The organism is Isoalcanivorax pacificus W11-5 (assembly GCF_000299335.2).
Taxonomy (GTDB): domain Bacteria; phylum Pseudomonadota; class Gammaproteobacteria; order Pseudomonadales; family Alcanivoracaceae; genus Isoalcanivorax; species Isoalcanivorax pacificus.
Genome location: NZ_CP004387.1, coordinates 2,597,435 through 2,614,313, shown reverse-complemented (window position 1 = coordinate 2,614,313; position 16,879 = coordinate 2,597,435). Strand labels below are relative to the sequence as shown.

17 protein-coding genes are annotated in these 16,879 nt (G+C 58.1%); 10 read left to right on the top strand and 7 right to left on the bottom strand.

The features are described from left to right. The first annotated feature begins 41 nt into the window (after window positions 1–41). Genes S7S_RS11580 through S7S_RS11570 form a run of 3 tightly spaced genes read left to right on the top strand, consistent with a single transcriptional unit; the run spans window position 42 to window position 1,774 of the window. A complete protein-coding gene (locus S7S_RS11580; RefSeq protein ID WP_008737004.1) occupies window positions 42–770 on the top strand; it encodes a TIGR04283 family arsenosugar biosynthesis glycosyltransferase in 729 nt (242 codons plus the stop codon). Further along, window positions 760–1,383: a TIGR04282 family arsenosugar biosynthesis glycosyltransferase gene (locus tag S7S_RS11575; protein ID WP_008737007.1), complete on the top strand. Its 624-nt coding sequence runs from the start codon at window positions 760–762 to the stop codon at window positions 1,381–1,383. Before S7S_RS11580 ends, S7S_RS11575 begins: the two co-directional genes overlap by 11 nt. A gap of 46 nt (window positions 1,384–1,429) precedes the next feature. Continuing rightward, window positions 1,430–1,774: an Hpt domain-containing protein gene (locus S7S_RS11570; protein WP_008737009.1), complete on the top strand. Its 345-nt coding sequence runs from the start codon at window positions 1,430–1,432 to the stop codon at window positions 1,772–1,774. Window positions 1,775–2,478: 704 nt separating this feature from the next. Here the strand turns inward: S7S_RS11570 and fdxA are convergent. Further along, a complete protein-coding gene (fdxA, locus tag S7S_RS11565) occupies window positions 2,479–2,802 on the bottom strand; it encodes a ferredoxin FdxA (protein WP_008737011.1) in 324 nt (107 codons plus the stop codon). A 117-nt stretch (window positions 2,803–2,919) separates the two neighbouring features. After that, window positions 2,920–5,496 carry a DNA mismatch repair protein MutS gene (gene mutS, locus S7S_RS11560; RefSeq protein WP_008737013.1) on the bottom strand — a complete coding sequence of 859 codons (2,577 nt, stop codon included), beginning with the start codon at window positions 5,494–5,496 and terminating at the stop codon, window positions 2,920–2,922. A gap of 304 nt (window positions 5,497–5,800) precedes the next feature. On the opposite strand from mutS, the gene S7S_RS11555 reads away from it, so the two are divergent. Continuing rightward, window positions 5,801–7,144 (top strand): tyrosine-type recombinase/integrase, encoded by a 1,344-nt coding sequence (locus tag S7S_RS11555; RefSeq protein ID WP_008737017.1) that lies wholly within the window; start codon window positions 5,801–5,803, stop codon window positions 7,142–7,144. A 7-nt stretch (window positions 7,145–7,151) separates the two neighbouring features. On the opposite strand, the gene S7S_RS11550 is transcribed toward S7S_RS11555, so the two are convergent. Beyond that, complete coding sequence (locus S7S_RS11550) at window positions 7,152–8,168, bottom strand: prolipoprotein diacylglyceryl transferase (RefSeq protein ID WP_041025987.1); 1,017 nt, start codon at window positions 8,166–8,168, stop codon at window positions 7,152–7,154. Window positions 8,169–8,229: 61 nt separating this feature from the next. Between S7S_RS11550 and S7S_RS11545 the strand changes: the two genes are divergently transcribed. The 5 genes from S7S_RS11545 (at window position 8,230) to S7S_RS11525 (ending at window position 12,954) form a co-directional block, all read left to right on the top strand. Continuing rightward, window positions 8,230–9,720 (top strand): hypothetical protein, encoded by a 1,491-nt coding sequence (locus tag S7S_RS11545; protein ID WP_144401653.1) that lies wholly within the window; start codon window positions 8,230–8,232, stop codon window positions 9,718–9,720. A 321-nt stretch (window positions 9,721–10,041) separates the two neighbouring features. Then, window positions 10,042–10,758, top strand: a complete 717-nt coding sequence (locus tag S7S_RS11540) for an inovirus Gp2 family protein (protein ID WP_008737023.1) — start codon at window positions 10,042–10,044, stop codon at window positions 10,756–10,758. Window positions 10,759–10,770: 12 nt separating this feature from the next. Continuing rightward, entirely contained in the window at window positions 10,771–11,451 is a 681-nt protein-coding gene (locus tag S7S_RS11535) for a YagK/YfjJ domain-containing protein (RefSeq protein ID WP_008737025.1), read from the top strand. Window positions 11,452–11,498: 47 nt separating this feature from the next. Then, window positions 11,499–11,696, top strand: a complete 198-nt coding sequence (locus tag S7S_RS11530) for a helix-turn-helix transcriptional regulator (protein WP_008737027.1) — start codon at window positions 11,499–11,501, stop codon at window positions 11,694–11,696. After that, window positions 11,674–12,954 carry an ATP-binding protein gene (locus S7S_RS11525; RefSeq protein WP_008737029.1) on the top strand — a complete coding sequence of 427 codons (1,281 nt, stop codon included), beginning with the start codon at window positions 11,674–11,676 and terminating at the stop codon, window positions 12,952–12,954. Before S7S_RS11530 ends, S7S_RS11525 begins: the two co-directional genes overlap by 23 nt. Window positions 12,955–13,023: 69 nt before the next feature. Here S7S_RS11525 and S7S_RS11520 read toward each other — a convergent pair whose 3' ends face one another. Together S7S_RS11520 and S7S_RS11515 are read right to left on the bottom strand one after the other, a co-directional pair. Continuing rightward, the gene (locus S7S_RS11520) at window positions 13,024–13,620 is read right to left on the bottom strand and encodes a WYL domain-containing protein (RefSeq protein WP_008737031.1); all 597 of its coding nucleotides are present in this window, start codon (window positions 13,618–13,620) and stop codon (window positions 13,024–13,026) included. A 435-nt stretch (window positions 13,621–14,055) separates the two neighbouring features. Then, window positions 14,056–15,120, bottom strand: a complete 1,065-nt coding sequence (locus tag S7S_RS11515; RefSeq protein WP_008737034.1) for a coiled-coil domain-containing protein — start codon at window positions 15,118–15,120, stop codon at window positions 14,056–14,058. A gap of 199 nt (window positions 15,121–15,319) precedes the next feature. Here S7S_RS11515 and S7S_RS11510 point away from each other — a divergent pair, with 199 nt between their 5' ends. Continuing rightward, window positions 15,320–15,559 carry a helix-turn-helix domain-containing protein gene (locus tag S7S_RS11510; RefSeq protein ID WP_008737035.1) on the top strand — a complete coding sequence of 80 codons (240 nt, stop codon included), beginning with the start codon at window positions 15,320–15,322 and terminating at the stop codon, window positions 15,557–15,559. On the opposite strand, the gene S7S_RS11505 is transcribed toward S7S_RS11510, so the two are convergent. Together S7S_RS11505 and S7S_RS19620 are read right to left on the bottom strand one after the other, a co-directional pair. Then, the gene (locus S7S_RS11505; RefSeq protein ID WP_008737037.1) at window positions 15,546–16,466 is read right to left on the bottom strand and encodes a recombination directionality factor; all 921 of its coding nucleotides are present in this window, start codon (window positions 16,464–16,466) and stop codon (window positions 15,546–15,548) included. The two genes, S7S_RS11510 and S7S_RS11505, sit on opposite strands and share 14 nt — an antisense overlap. 59 nt (window positions 16,467–16,525) lie before the next feature. Then, window positions 16,526–16,693, bottom strand: coding sequence for a hypothetical protein (locus tag S7S_RS19620; protein ID WP_008737039.1), 168 nt, complete (start codon window positions 16,691–16,693; stop codon window positions 16,526–16,528). Window positions 16,694–16,879 lie beyond the last annotated feature (186 nt).

Sequence of the window (16,879 nt, the reverse complement as noted above, 5' to 3'; positions counted from 1 at the left end):
AGGCTGCCACCCCTGTCAGCCGGATGGACTCAGGGTATTCAATGACACTGCATCAGGTAGCGCCGTCCAGTTGCTGGTTATCGGTGATCGTGCCGACACTGAACGAGGTGCGGGGTATTGCCGCAACGCTCGCGCCACTGCAGGCGTGGCGTGCACAGGGTGTGGAAGTGCTGGTGGTGGATGGCGGCAGTGCCGATGGCACGCTGGCCATGGTGCAGCCCCTGGCAGATCGGGTGCTGGTGTCGCCGGCGGGGCGCGCAGCGCAGATGAATGCGGGGGCGGCGATCGCCTCCGCGCCCCTGCTGTGGTTTCTGCATGCGGACAGCAGCGTCACGTCTCGTCATCTGGAAATGTTGCAGACGATGCATGACGTTCAGGGCTGGGGGTTTTTCCCTGTGCGGCTCTCGGGCCGCCAGCCACTGCTGCGGCTGGTCGGTGCCCTGATGACCCTGCGCTCGCGGTTGACCGCCATCGCCACCGGCGATCAGGGAATTTTTCTCTCACGCAGTCTGTTCACGGCCGTGGGCGGTTTTCCACCACAGCCGCTGATGGAAGATATTGCCATCAGCAGGGCATTGCGACGGCGCGCGCGACCGGTCATGCCGCCAGTGCGCATCGGTGTGGACAGCCGGCGCTGGGAGCAGCGTGGTATCTGTGTGACGATCGCGCAGATGTGGTGGCTCCGCTGGCGATACTGGCGGGGGGCTGACCCGGTGCAATTACACCGGCTGTATTACGGTGCGTCGCGGGGATCGCAGGATGGCGGATGAGTTGCTGCTGGTACTCAGCAAAGGCCTGGAGCCGGGGCGGGCCAAGACCCGCCTGATTCCCGCTTGCGGGGAAGCCGGTGCGGACGCGGTGCATCGGCAGTTACTCGCTGCCACGTTACGCCATGGCGTGGCGAGTGGCCGGCCGGTTGAGTGCCATCTGGAGGGAGACCGTCGTCTGGCGGCAGAGACCCTCGCGGTGCCGGACGTCGCCTGGCGACCGCAAGCTGCGGGCGATCTGGGCTGGCGCATGCAGCATGCGCTGGCCTGCGCGCATGCCGCCGGTGCATCGCGGGTGGTGCTGATCGGCAGCGACTGCGGCGCGCTGACAGCGGATTATCTGACCCGCGCCTTCACCGCGCTGACCCGGTATGATTTTGTCTTTGGCCCGGCTGAAGACGGTGGCTATGTGCTGATCGGCAGCGCACTGCCGTCGCCATGGTGCGGAGCGCCGGTATTCACGGGTTGCCGTTTCGGTGGTTCTGATGCGCTGGCCGACAGTCTGCGATGCCTGGCACCGCATGGCCGTGTTGTGCAACTGGCCACGCTCTGGGATGTGGATGATGCCGCCAGCCTGGCACGGGCGCGACGTGCAGGATATCTGCCGCCGGGATGACCGGTGGTGTGCGAAGCAGTAAGGGCCGCTGGCCCGGGAGTGGACGATGGAGCACTTGCCTGTTCTGGATACGGCACTGGTGGCGGAATTGCGTGACATCATGGGGCAGGACTACCCCATGCTGGTGGCTGCCTGGCGACGTGATGCCACACAGCGCCTGGAAGAACTCACTGGCGCCCGGCAGGCAGACAACCGCGAAGCCCTGCGCCGTGCGGCGCATACGCTCAAGGGCAGCAGCAGTAACCTGGGGGCGGCCCGCGTGGCGGGATTGTGTGCTCTGCTTGAACAAAAGACGATGTCATTGAGCGAAGTCGAGATTGACAGCTGCCTGGTCGCCATTGATACGGCGGTCAGCGAGGCAGGCGACGCCTTGCAGTCCACCCTGGACTGACCTCACCCGATACCTCATGCACTGCAAAATCTGTATGCCCGGCCCTGCCTGGTGTTTTGCCCCGTCGCTTTCCCGGTAAACACGTAAAAAAAACCCCTCTCCAAAGAGGGTGGAGAGGGGGGGTTGTGAGCGCTATGTGTGTATAGCGCCTTGGGGGGATGGTTATGGTGTGTCACCAGTCAGGTAATGCTACGACGGCCGCAGAAAATATGCTGTTAAATCAGGCGTATAAATGTAAGCGGTTACAGCGCAAATGCGGCGAAATGTAAGTATTGGCCGCTGCCGGTGGACGTCATGGCAGGCTGGTGGCACAGACTGCTGCCGGACCCGTCAAAGCGGTCAGACAGGGGGGCTTTGTAAGACATTTCCTACAAGGGTTGTAGGAGAAACCATGAACTTGTTGTCCTTCGGAAGCGCTTCTTTGTACTGCAATAATCGTAACTGACTGATTCAATTGTTATTTTTTGTTGATTCAGCCGAAGGTATGAGAGAAAAGTGTGATTTGTCGCATTTGCGGGCCGGGCTCCGCTGCTATAGTGGCTCCTGTGTCGCAGGGAATGCAGTGCACAAGGATTTGCCAGGGACTGGTAGACACGGATGTCGAGGTGAGCGCAAGACGGGTAAGGATCACTCGAAAAAAAGGGCGGCAGGATGCCGCCCTTTTTCTTTGTCTGCTGCCCGGCGAGAACGGGCAGGCGTGCTGATCAGCGGATCAGCTTCTCCAGCTTGTTCGGCACACCGTCCCATTCCTCGGCATCCGGCATGGCGTCCTTCATTTCGGTGATGTTCGGCCACTTCTCAGCCAGATCCGCGTTGATCTGCAGGAACTCTTTCTGGTCTTCCGGCAATTCGTCTTCGGAAAAAATGGCGTTGACGGGGCATTCCGGCTCGCACAGGGCGCAGTCGATGCACTCATCCGGGTGGATCACCAGGAAGTTCGGACCTTCATAAAAGCAATCCACGGGGCAGACTTCCACGCAGTCCGTGTGCTTGCAGTTGATACAGTTCTCGCCTACTACGAAAGTCATAGCGGGTCCTCATGGTATTGCTGTCTCGGGGCGGCGGTAGTCTAGCCAGTTCCCCCTGTTCAGGCAAACACGCCGGGAGGCCTGTAAAGCCGAGTCCTGACAGCCTGTTAGCCAACGTCAAAGCAGCTTCTGCAGACGATAAACCAGTTCCAGCGCCTGGCGTGGCGTCAGATTATCCGGGTTGGTCTCCATCAGGGCCTTCTCGGCGGCAGATGGCCCGGTGGAGAACATGTCCGGCTGCTGCGGCGCGGGGCTCGGGACCGCTCCGGGGGCGGTACCCTGACGGGGGGCCGGGGGCGTGCCGCTTTCAAGCTCAGCCAGTTTCTCCCGCGCCTGACGGATGACGACGGACGGTACCCCGGCCAGCTGCGCAACCTGCAAACCATAGCTGCGGCTGGCCGGCCCTTCCTGTACCCGGTGCAGGAAGACAATATTGTCACCATGCTCCGTCGCGGAAAGATGCGCGTTGAATACGGCGGGCATGTCATCAGCCAGTTGTGTCAACTCGAAATAATGCGTCGCAAACAACGTAAAGGCACGTAATTCCGACGCCAGATGGCGCGCAGCGGCCCAGGCAAGCGCCAACCCGTCGAAGGTGCTGGTGCCACGGCCGATCTCGTCCATCAGCACCAGGCTTTCGCTGGTGGCGTGGTTGAGGATGTTGGCGGTCTCGGCCATTTCCACCATGAAGGTGGAACGACCGCCGGCCAGGTCATCCGAAGAACCGATGCGGGTAAAGATGCGATCCAGCGGTCCGAGCCTTGCGCTGGCCGCAGGCACACCGCAGCCGATGTGTGCCATCAGGCTGATCAGCGCCGTCTGCCGCATGTAAGTGGATTTACCGCCCATGTTCGGGCCGGTGATGATCAGCATGCTGCGCTGGCGATCCAGATGCAGGCTGTTGGGTACGAAGGCGTCATCGAGCACTTGTTCCACCACCGGGTGGCGGCCATCGATGATTTCCAGTACCGGTTCGTCCACCAGTTCCGGTGTGACATAACCCAATGCCTCGCAGCGTTCGGCGAAACAGCACAGCACATCCAGTTCAGCCACCAGGGCTGCCGTTTCCTGCAACAGGCCGAGTTTTTCGGCGAGGATTTCCAGCAGGTTTTCGTACAGGGATTTTTCCAGCGCCAGGGCACGGCTGTTGGCAGAGAGCGCCTTGTCCTCGAACGTTTTCAGTTCCGGCGTGATGAACCGCTCTGCGTTTTTCATCGTTTGCCGGCGTACATAGTCGACGGGTGCCTGCTCGGCTTCACGGCGGGAGAGTTCGATGTAATAGCCGTGCACGCGGTTGTACTTCACCCGTAGCGTAGACAGGCCGGTGCGCTCGCGTTCGCGTTTTTCGATATCCACCAGTACATCGCCGGCGTTCTGACTGATGGCGCGCAGCTCATCCAGCTCTGCGTTATAACCCGGCGCGATGACGCCGCCATCGCGGATCAGCATGGGCGGGTTTTCGATCACCGCGCGTTGCAGCAGATCGGCTTCGTCCGGAAACAGCGTCAATGCTTTCTTCAGGGACGCAAGATCGGCGTCCTGGTCATCCAGCAGGCTGTGCAGGCGGGGCAGGGCATGCAGACTCTGGCATAGCCGCGTCAGGTCACGCGGCCGTGCGGAACGCAGTGCCACGCGGCCGAGAATGCGTTCCATGTCGCCGATATCGGCCAGCACACGGCGTTGTTCCTCGAACAGCCAGCTCTGGCGCAACCGCGCCACACGTGCCTGGCGCTGGCCCAATGCATCGCGGTCGCGCAGCGGCTGGTTGATCCAGCGGCGCAGCAGGCGCGCACCCATGGCCGTGACGGTGCTGTCGAGCACCCAGGCGAGTGTGTGCGTATCACGGCCGTCCAGGGTTTGAACCAACTCCAGATTCCGACGCGTTGCGGCGTCCAGTTGAATGCCCGCACCATGATCTTCGCGGCGCAGGCACCGGATATGCGGCAGGCTGGTGCGTTGCGTATCACGCGCATATTGCAGCAGGCAGCCGGCAGCCGCGATCTCGAGCATGTCCGGGTTGCCGAAGCCACTCAGGTCATGCGTGCCGAACTGTTGGCACAACTGGCGTTTGCCAACCTCAGCATCGAATTCCCACACCGGGCGGGCACGGGCGCCGGTGCGCTGGCGCACGCTTTCCGGCAGCAGGGCGTCTTCACTGTAAAGAAGTTCTGCCGGTTGCCAGCGTTCCAGCAGGGCAAGCAGCGCTTCATGGCCTTCCAGATGCGTGACAGTAAAGCGGCCGGCGGTCAGGTCCAGGCTGGCTGCGGCAATGGACTGGTCCTGCTGCGCCAACGCGCAGATCAGATTATCGCGGCGTTCATCCAGCAACGCTTCATCGCTCACCGTGCCCGGCGTGACGATCCGCGCCACACGCCGCTCCACCGGCCCCTTGCTCGTCGCCGGGTCACCGAACTGCTCGCAGATCGCCACCGATTCGCCCAGCCGTACCAGCCGCGCCAGATAGCCCTCAGCCGCGTGGTACGGCACGCCGGCCATGGGGATCGGCTTGCCATTGGACTGGCCACGGGCGGTCAGGGTGATGTCCAGCAGCCGGGCCGCTTTCTCGGCGTCGCCGAAAAACAGCTCGTAGAAATCGCCCATGCGGTAGAACACCAGTTGGGTGGGGTGTTGGGCTTTGATGCGGAGGTACTGCTGCATCATCGGGGTGTGTTGCGAAAAATCGTCACTTTTCATATCAAGGCTCTAGGCCACAATTTGGCTATTAATTTCACTAAAAACATGAAGTTAGTTTATTTTTCGGTGTTCCGTCATGGTTCGCTGTTGTTCGCCAAAGAGCGCCCCAAGCCGCAAATCTGGTATAGGTTCTAGTATAGCTTTTTGGCCTTGGCCCGATATGACGTGCTATACTGCACCCGACCTATACTGGATTGGCTGTACGCCGCACCAGCTCTGGTTTTCAGCGTTTCGCTTGGAACCATAGGTGTGTGTGCCAATTTATGAGTATCTGTAAATCAAGGTGCGGGAGCATAACAAACCCATGACAACGCCTCTATCCGTCAGGGCCATTGAATCCATGCGTCCGGGCGACAGCCCCAGGACCGACGTTGGCGAAACGCAGGGGCTGCGCGTCACCTGTGCCAAGTCTGGCGTGCGCACATTCATCTACCGTTACCGCAGTCCCGAGACGGGCAAGCTGGTGCAGCTCAAGCTTGGCCACTATCCGGGTCTGAAACTGGCGGAAGCCAGGATGCAGGTCGTCAGGATGAAAGAGCTGCAGCGCGCGGGTGTGTGTCCCAAGGCGCAGCAGGAACGAGAGCTGGCGGCCCAGCGCGAGGAGGAGGAAAAAGCCCGGCGCGAGCAAGAGGCTGCCGCCTTCCTGGTGGCAGATCTGATCGAGCTGTACCTAACCGAGGTCATCGAGGATCGAATGATCAAGGATGCCCGCACCGGCAAGCCGAAGCGGGTGGCAGGCTCCAGAAAGCCAAAAGGGCAGGCCGAGGTCCGCCGCACACTGTACAACGATCCGGTGCGGGTGCTCGGCGACATGCCGGCCGGCGAAGTCACCAGAAAGCACGTGGTGGACCTGGTTCGGAAGATCCTGGCCCGTGGTGCCAATGTGCAGGCAGGTAACGTGCTCAGGGAGCTAACGGCCGCCTATGAATACGCAATCGCCATGGAGAAACTGCCGGAGGACTTTGCCAACCCGGCAATGCTGGCCAAGGGCAGCTTGCGAACGGCCCGGGTCAAGCTGAGCTCGGAGAAGGGGCGTCGGGCTCTGTCCGACGAGGATCTGCGTGCCTTGCTTGCCTGGCTACCGGGTTCCGGGTTCTCGGTAACGCAGAAAAATGTCATCAGGCTGACGCTGTGGACAGGCTGCAGAACAGGTGAGGTCTGCGAAGCCGAGTGGCGTGATGTCGACCTGGAAAAGGGTGTCTGGCACATGCGTGACTCCAAGAACGGGGCCGAGCGTTACGTCCAGTTGTCACGCCAGGCGGTCGAGTTCCTCCGCCAGCTCAAGCTGAACGGCACCACCTACGTGTTCCCGTCTTCCCGATCAGGTCGGCCAATCCAGCAAAAATCGCTGAGCGAAGCGAAATGGCAGCTGAAGCATCCCGAGCAGGTGCAGAACCGCCGTGTCTATCGACCAGAGCAGCGCTGGCTGACGACGATTGAGGACTGGTCTCCGCATGACCTGCGGCGTACGGTCCGGACCGGATTGTCCCGGCTGGGTTGTCCCAGTGAAGTGGCCGAGGCGGTGCTCGGCCACTCCCGCAAGGGGATCGAGGGGACCTATGACCTGCACCGGTACGAGGACCAGTGCAAGGTCTGGCTGCAGAAGTGGGCGGACCATCTGGATACGTTGCTGCGTCAGAAAGGGTAATTCGGAACTACTCTTTGTCGGTCTGGGTGGAGCGCGGTGGAACCAGATCCAGGATGTTCCTTGGCTCCTGCTGTCGACTGTCGTCTGCGGTGTCGGCTTCATCAGGCTGCTCCGAGGGCGCAGGCGATGCCGGTTCCGGCGTGTCGCTGTCAGGTGCGTATGGTGAGTGGTGTGTAGGCTCAACGGTGCCTTGGGGTGCCTCGGGTGCGGAAGTCTCCGTTGCGCTGTCTTCTGAGTGTGGTTCGGGCTTGGTGGCCAGCGAGGTGGGCGGATGCGCGTTTATGTTGCTGCTATCCGTCGATTGCTGATCAGTGCCCCGAATCTCGCTGGATGGGACATAGCTTGCGCGCCTCGCTTTGCTGCCGGCCTTGGGTTTGCGGGTAACCATTAATGCGTTAACAAGCCTGTCTGCATGCAGTTTGGCCTTTGTAAGGCGTCCTGGCGGCGGGCTTTCCTGTCCAGCTTCAATGGCCTCTTGGATGGCCTCTGCCTCGCACAACTCGTACGCCAAGGTCGGAAGCATGGATTGCAGCTCTGAGACTTGCGCCTTTAGTCGCTGGATCTCCCGGTCTTTAGCCCCTAGCGGGTCGGTCGGTATTGGCTTCTTTCTGCTTTCGCGGATTTCCCTTAAGAGCTTTGCGGTCTCCTCTCTTTTCTCCTTTTCAAGGCTGTCCGCCCGTAACACTAGGTAAGAGAAGTACTCGGCTTGAGACATTTTTTGGGCGCGGGCGAGCGCATTGAACCTGTTTCGGATGTTCTTTTCGACGGTCAGATTGACGGCGGGGTCTCCTTTTTTATTCTTTTTTTTTCTGTGCCAGGCGCCTCGCATTCGCTTTATCAGATTAGCAAGGTCGCTGATGGTGAGGGATGAGCTGTTGGTCAGTTCGTATGCGGCCTGGTCAAGTATTCTGCCCGTGATCTGTTGTGACTTGGGGATGGAGATGTGTCTCTTTTTGATTAGATAGTTGACCGCCCAGTTTACCTGCTCGTCATCTGATTTATCTATCCATTCAAATATGTTCATAGCTTTTAAATATCTCACAAATGATTAATTACTAAGTATAATACCAAGTAATTCAATAAGTATGAGAATTAGTATTTATTTTCTAAAAAGGAATATGTTTTTGGATAATAACTTTACTCCGTGGCCCATGCTTTGGGTTCTTGAGCCTCTTTTCATAGAGAAATCTGGTGAGTTCACAGTGTGGGAGCTGTACCTGCTTGCCAGCTTGATTTGCTCCTTTGGTGACAAACCGTCGTGTAGCACTGTCGCGGATCTCGCGCGGTGGTTTGGCATGTCAAATGCCAAGCTTATCGAGGCCAGAAATGGGCTGGAGAAGAAGGGGCTGATAACCATCGAGCGGATTTTGGCAACGGCGTCAAATAAGCAGATCGGACTTAGTCTCAGGGGGCGCTCAAGGAAGGGGCTGAGGATAAACCGGACAGGCATTAAGTCCTTTCTGGGGCTTCGGCGGTTCAGAGAGCTGCCAGATGAGGCAGGCAACGTGTCTGCTGATCAGCGCTTATTGCAAGTATGCCGTTCTCTATTTACCGGTGGTGAACAGAGTATCAGCAAGGAGACGGTGCCGCGTGGTGGCAGAACGGGTATGGACGAAAGGCTACAACTTGAGGGAAAGGTTCTTTTGGCCATCCTTTGGGCCAAGGCTGACGATAAGGGTGTGGTTACGGGGTTGGGTCGCGCCGATCTTGGCAGGTTGGCCGGGTTGTCCCCTGGGCAGGTGGAAAGTCAGGTCGCCAAACTTAAGAGGCTGGGCTATGTGACCGCTTGGGTGGCGGGTCGATCTTGTAAGGGCCTGTTTGGCTTGGGGGCCGGTGTTCTGTTCCTGAACGCTGGGCTGCCTGAAACTGGGTCGAGGCCGTTACTTCCAAAAGTCACCAAAGTTTCGCACAGCGATGTGCTGGCGCAATTCAGCTCCCTTGTTGCGACTGCTGAATCTGTAAGAACCCTTGAGGGCAAGCTGCGAGGTGCTGTGCGTGATAACGGTGCTGAGCTGTCACAGCTGAGCACATACGCGAACGCCTGTTATGACCTATGGGATAAGGTGTGTTATTTCTGTCCTAGTGATAGTTCTCTGCCACCGCCGATGGAGGCTAAGGAGAGGGATCAAGCGGAGCTGGAATCCCAAATAGAGCAGATTTGGCATAACAGGGTTCGGGTAGATCGGGTTTTTCTAGATGCTCCCGTGGGGGCCATAATGCGTTATCAGCGGAACAGGCTGATTGTTTATGCCGGCAAACTTTATGACTCCGGCCCTTCCGCAGTCGATCAGTCACCCGTTCAGGAGGAATGGACTGATTTGGTGCGCGTCATTCGAGAGGAGGCTGTTCCGAAGCGGATTGGACTCACGGAAACGCAATCAACGTGGGTGGCCGGGCTGCTGTTTGGCATTGCGTGGAGACTGGCTGCCGAGGCAAAACATAAGGTTGCAGCGCGAGAGGAACCCCGGTCGGAGCAGATGCCTAGTCACGTCATAAGAATAATTCCTGCAGACACTGCGTATGGGTACGCGGTTGAGCACTATGGACATCAGGATAACGGCGGCTCATCGGCATAATATATTTGCAGAGTGGATAAGGTTGCCGTCGCGGACGGTTGGGGCCAGCGCATAAGCGAGCTGCGATAGCCTTAAGGCCGGTCACAACTGTTGGTAATTAGTAATATATATCCATCACCACCAACGATATCTATCAGTCTTCATATCCATACCAAGCAGCCCACTTGTGTAGGCTGCGTTCACTCATGACCAATATCTATAGCCAGGCCCACGAGGCCTGGCGCTATATCGTCACGTCGGTATGAGATTCGCTGCCACTAGGGCAGCGTAAATAATTACCCGTAGCACCGTTGCTATGTACTTACCAACAAGGAAATAGCAATGAAAATCCGAAACCCAAAGAACAAGAATCTTACCCTCCACTTCGCACCCGACTGGAACGGCATGCCGGTGAACATTAATCGGGGCCCGCTAATCGTGGAGTACCTGGAGGGCATTGAGCGCACGTTATGGGATGCAACTGAGGATCACCTGAGAACGCTGGTTGTCAGGTTCGATCTCCACTTTCCAGCTGACGGGCAGGAGTATGACTCATCCGGTGCCATTACCAGATTCATTCGTAGCCTGAGGGCATTGATTGAGGCGGATCTTGAGCGCAAGCAGCGCGAGGGGAAGCGAGTACATCGCTGCACTGTTCGCCATATCTGGGCCAGAGAGCGGGAGGAGTCCCTGAACCACCACTTCCACGTCGCGATTCTGGTCAACCATGACGACTATCCAAGTACAGGCCCTTATGAGGGGCCTGGTGGACTGGCATTCATGGCCCGGCAGGCCTGGGCTCGGGTCCTGGGAATTGAGTTAGAGAGCTCGGCTGGCCTGGTGCACCTGTGTGGACCGGGAATCGTTATAGACGTGAACTCGGTCAATTTCGGCACCCAGCACAATGCTGCCTTCTTCGCGCTCAGCTATCTGGCAAAAGCGGCGACTAAGGACTACGGAGACGGAGGACGCAACTTCGATCGTACCCGTTGCCCGGGCGCAGCAGATCCGTTCTGGCGGTTAAGTTCTACGCATCCTCGCCACGGCATGAACTTTTAGAAGGAGAATCTCATGAGAAATAATCCCGATCTTCACTATGCGCGATATTGGCGGGGCCTTCCAACGGTAGCGAAGGCAAGGCGTCCATTGATAACTCGGTATCTGGAGTCGCTTTGCACTACCTTGGATAGCGCGATCCAAGAGCACCCTCGAACCGGCATCGTCTATCTGACGGCACGTCAGCCGGCGATTCATCAGTTTGGTCCGGATGATGTTGCCGAGTCCTTCACGTGCGTGTTGCAGGCGTTGATAAATGGGGATCTGGAGCAGCGGCAGCGAAAGGGTTTGAGCGCGCTTCTCTGTCGTGTTCGCTTGATATATCGCACAGAGCAGCGACGTGATGGGGAAGCCATTTATTACTTGGCGATTTTTATTAATCAAGATGTGTATTTTCCGTTGGGCGGTCTCAAAGGGAGTCTTGACGTGGTTAGTCCATGGTGGCCGGATCAGCATGAGGCCATAGGTAGTATGGAGGAGCGCATCCAAAAGGCGTGGGCATCTGCGCTAAAGGTTGAGGTCGCGCAGGGTGCTGAGCTTGTGCGATTTCCTCTCAATGAAAACGAGAGTCTTGATGCGCGGGTGCCTCCGAGCGTTTGGAAGATCTTTGAAAGGCTGAGTGGTTTGGCCAAAGCCGGAAATAGTGGTAGAGGATACAGCCTTGAGAGTTTCGGCTTCATTGATGGAGGAAGTTAGTTTTTACAGCTTATCGCTATGGCATGAGTGAATACCAGGAGCAACTCATGCGACTCATGCGATTAAAGGAAACCTGCCAGATGGCAGGCATTGAGAAGACCACCGCGTACAAGATGATCAACGAGGGCACGTTCCCGAAGCCCGTAAGCGTTGGCGGGCGGGCCGTTCGGTGGGTCTCCACGGAAATCGAGTCCTGGATTATGGACCGGATGGAAGAGCGGGATGCGCTGGCTTGCGAGGAATAAGAAGGTCAAGCCGGCAGCGGTCTCCCGGTGGCTCCGGTTCCTTGCCAGAAAGGGCGTCCGACCAGGCGTGCCGGCGTACCAGAGCTACCGTGACCTGCTGATGCCGATTCGAGTGCTGCTGGGAAGATCCCCAGCAACGGCGGCCGGTGAGGTGGCTTGCAGCTGGGAGCCCGGGAAGGAGATCAACGGGTTCATGATGGTCACGGGCGGATCAGGGTCAGGGAAGACCGAGGCGCTCAAGCTGATTGGCGGCTCGCTGGTGCGCCATGGCATCCCGGTAGTGACCATCGATTTCCATGGGGATGTCCTTTTCGAGGGGCAGAACACGCTTCACGCGCACGTGCGTCAGGCGACGGGACAGGGTCTCAACCCCCTGGCGATAGACAAAACAACGCTTGCCAAAGAGGGACTGCAGGTGAAGATCGCCAAGGAAGTCGACAGGGTCGGTCGTGCGTCTGGTTGTCTCGGGTATAAGCAGGCAGCGTGTCTGCGACGGGTCATTACTGACGTATACCGGGAGTTTGGCATTTGCGAGGACCGCTACCTCGGATGGCGCGTTGTTTCTCCCTCGCTGGGAGACATCGCTGAGCATCTGCGGATGCTAAGTAAACGCAAGGAGGGTATGGAGGGGTTTGATAGGCAGACAGTGAACGCATGCCTGGCCAGGGTTGAAACGCTCTCTTGCAATGCCCTCTTTCGCCATCCGACATCGGTGAGCGTGCAGGACATGCTTGCATACAACATGCGCCTGGATTGCAGTCGACTCAGGGGTGACGCGCAGCTGCTGGCGGCAGAGACTGTCCTGGACATGATCTTTGAGGCGGGCAGGGCAGCAGGTCCGATACCCGTCAACTCGCGCTCTGACTCCGAGCGTTACCGCGTCTTCATCATTATCGATGAGGCCAAGATACTGAGCCTGGGGCGTGGCAACGCTGAGGACTCCAGGCACATCCTGAACGTGTTGGTAACCGAAGGGCGAAAGTATGGCATCGGGCTGATCCTCGCCTCACAGATGACGTCGCACTTCGGCAGCGAGGTGCATGCCATGGTCTCCACTCGCCTCGCCATGCGGCGGATGGACCCGAAGGAAGCCAGGCGAGTAGCGCCCCAGATGGGGCTCATGCCGGTAGATCTGGTGTCCACGGAAAGCCCTGCAGGCACAGCCTATTTCCGAAGCGCCTCTACGGGCGGCACGGTCATGCTTCAAATGGATCGACTGCCAGAGCCCGAGCACCGGGGATTTATCAGTGAGGTTTGATTTGCCTTGCGCGGTACGGGTCCAGTAGCAACGTCTCTTCGTCGACTGGCCGGCAGGTTCAGCAACTGCCTAACCGGCATCGATTAACCAACGAGCAACCTTATCCCGATTCTTGACCACCACCTGTTGAGCTTCGGGAGACCGCTCCCGAGGAGAAGAATCCACCCTGAGCTGCTGCAGCACATAGCTGACAAGCGCGCCCCTTGTGGGAATGCTCAGCTGCATATTTTTCAGCCCGTAATCTCCGGCTATCACGGCTTTCTGGGCGCGTGATAGCCCGGGGGCGGGAATCAGGGTGAGAGTGACCGAGGCATTCCATGCCTCGTTCTGATTCGCGCAGTGGGTTGCCGGCAGGGTGATGCCGGTTGACTCGCTGATTTTGCTCAGGACGAAGTCCCTGAATTCACCGTTCTTCTCGCACCAGACACGGACATGCCAACGGTAGGCCGAGTGCACCACGGTGTGGGGCTGGATCACTCGATACTCTGGTTCTGGGCTGCTCAGGGAGGCGTACTGGATATCCACCCGTTTGCCCTCCCGGCGGGCTTGCAGGATAGGCCGCAGGACTTCGGTATTCAGCTCGCACACCGCCAGGCTCTCAAAGGAGCAGGCCAGGTCCTCCCGGGCGTGCACCATATGAAGGTGTTTGTCCCCGCCCGTATCCATGGATTGAGCTATTTGGAGGGCGAGGAGTGAGAGGTGCGTGCCTGATTGGTAAGGCTCCAGTCTCCCGGCTTCATTCTCCCGAATACATGTTGCTCTCTACAGGGGAATCCGGGCAGTAGTGGATCATTCTGTTCTATTGAGTATATGTGCCGATACCAATATATTGATACGTGAACGGATTGCTCTTAGATGCTGAAGGAGAAACTATTATGGCTCTCAAACCAGGCCCAAAGCCAAAGGCTAAATCAACAGGAAAGCCTGACCAACGTCGACGTGACAATAAAAATACTCCTGGAAACACAAAAGAACTGAAGCCTAGTAAATCATCAAAGAAGTAGAATTAATTTCAGGCGAGAAAAAAATCTATTCTACGCAGTGGAGAGGCTGTCACAAGCAACAATAATAGTTGCTTGTGACAGATAGGGTGAATGAATTTCAGTAGCCGAGCATCCTCGTCCATGCTTTGGCACCGATGGCTTGCTTGTACTCCCTAAATCCGGTGACGTTGTCCTGATAAACCAGCGCAACGGTATCGGCTGGGTAAGCGTAGGGCTTGTCGCTGAATTCGGCTTGCCCTGGGGGTTTCTCCATGATGCCGCCTCCGACGATCATGAAAGACTCGTCATCGAGAATGGTCCAACGGTAATATTCGTATGCCTGTGCTTCTCCAGAACTTGCAAGAATTTCTTTCGCTTCCGCCTGTTTTTGTGTCTTGTACTCTTGATACTCGACATGCTCTGCATCCAGAGCCTGAAGCTTCCCTTTGATAGAGGCAATCTGATCTTTTGCAGCTTTATATTTCGCTTGAAGTGACTTTTCTGTGTCTTCCTCAACGGTTTCTCTGAGGGAGGCTAGGTGAGCGACTCTTGATTGTGCATCGACCATTAGTGCGTTTAAAGAAGATTTGACCCGTTGGTAAACGCCGTAATAGCCATAATCGTCACCTCCGTCCCGAAGTCGCTTCGCCTGTGTAAGTAACGTGGGGATGCCTAGATCATCCAGAGATTCGGGAATTTCGATTCCGTTACTGATGAAGTCATCCGTATCGCGATTCCTATTATTCTTCAGGAAGTCTGTATAGCTGGCATGTCGAGCGTCATATTCGGCCTTTAACTTCATTGCTACAGTTTTGGGATCGCTAAGAAGCTCGCGGGCATCACTTAGCTCTTTTTCTGCCTGGGCTAGTTTCTCGTTTAGAGCTTCGCGTTTGTGGGCTGCCTTGGCGTCAAGCTCTTCCAGTTCGGCATGAATCGCCGCCGCTTTGTTGGTAAATACCGTGTCGTAGCCATTGAAGTAGCAACGGTACTCAACGATGGCGCGCTGACGTTCATCCTTGAAGGCATCCCAAGATGTATTTTTGCAAACCTTGCGATTATCAAAGGCCTCGCCGACGGTGTACTCCGGCTTCAAATCGAGGCGGCCTGTTTTGATCAAGTCGATGTCCGAATTGAAGCAGCCGGCGATGAGGGTGACACAGAGGAGTAGTGGAGCTCTTTTCATAATGCTTTTCCTTGTTTTCGGGAATGTCGGGTGGTGTAGCGGCTGACAGCCGCTGATTGCCACGGATCTCTGGAGGACCTTTCGACACCTATTATCTTCCTAATGACTGATATAAAGGTCGAAGTGTCCTGTATGGTGCGTGGTGCGTCAATATCCACCTTGCCACCCTTCCTCGCACGTGCGTTGAAGGGTTGCGGCTATGGATATCGGTGTTGCGTTTGGTAGAGCGGTGAAGCTTCGCCGTACTGAGCTGGACCTCAGCCAGGAGGAGCTGGCGGATGCTGCTGGCCTGGCGCGCTCCTTCGTTTCCGGTATCGAGCGGGGGGTGTCGAGCGCATCCGTCCAGTCAGTGTGGAAGCTGTCGGTAGCGCTCGACTGCCTGCCGTCTGACCTGTGGCTGTCTGCGGAAAGGGTCTATCGAGACGCTAAGAAGCGCTGACTTCTCCAGCTGACTGGCTGCGGGCACGCTGATCGAGCTTTGCCTTCAGGCCATTGGGAGTGCCTTCGTTTGAGGCTGCCTCAGGGTGCTGCTGGTTGGCCGCTCCTTCCGGCAGAAACTCCTCAACCACCTGCACCCCCTCATCCTCATCGAAGTCGAACGCTGCCAGCCCGAAACCTGCCCGAGCAGCCTCATCCAGAGCCGCCTGATCAATGCCCCGTTCCTTGCGCTCCCGTGCCACGGCCCGGGCGCCCAGGATGGCGTCCTCAAGCGTCTGCTCGTCCCGGGTGGTCAGGTCCACGTAGTAGATCGGTGCCCGGTGGCTCTGGGTGGTGCTTTTGCCCCGGAGCTTCAGCGCCAGTGGCAAGGCCGCGAGCACGCCCCCGGACAACGCGTGGTAGTAGCGCAGCCGGGCGGCGAGTGTGCGGATGCTGTTGTATCCGGTGGTCCGGAATACGAACACCCCCACGTCCTCGTCGTCACCGACGCGCACGCTCAGGCGCCCGTAGGGTTTGCAGGCACCATTGGCGGCCAGCGGGCACTTGTCGGGGCTTGGGCAGGGCAGGGACTGTACGCCTTCCTCGGTCTGCCGGCGGCAGGTCTCGCCGTCGCCCACGCACAGGGAGCGGCCGTTCTGGCGATCGAACAGGGTGTATTCGGCCCGGAGGTTCAGGTCCGGGTCGTCGAACAGCATCCGTACCGAGATTGAGCGCAGCTTGCCGCCCGGGGCGTCCTTGCGCAGCTGCTCGTCCAGCGGGTGAAGCAGCCAGCCGTCCCGGGTCTGGATCTGGGTGGTCAGGGTGAACTGATCATCCTTCTCCGGCAGGCGCTTGCCGTTCTTCTCGACCACGCGGCCGATGCTGATCCGCCCGACGATGGGCGGGGTAATGGCCAGGTTCTTGATCATGGGTATCTCCTGCAAATAGCCCTCCCCGGAGTCGTTCCGGGGAGGGCTATGCGTGGGTGTCAGGTCTGCACCAGAAAGCGGCGCGAACCGGGTTTGGGGATGCCGTACTGGCTGAGCAGATCCGGCTGGTCCTGAAGCAGTCGCTTGCTGTCCAGTACCGTGCTGTCCTGGCTGCGTTTCCAGGACACCTCGTCGGAGGGGAGGAGGGCTTTGCTGCCATCGACCATGGATTGCTGGATGCGCTGCTTGCGAACCTAGAGCCAGTCCATACGGCTCATGACCCTGATCGGGGCAGTGAATATCGCTCGTCACCTGAGTTTGACTATGAGGAGCAATCTGGAGTTGTCGGCAGAGCGAGGTAGACTCTTGCTTGGCGGGCGCGCCTGCAGCGTCAAGCTGGCACCTGATAGTCA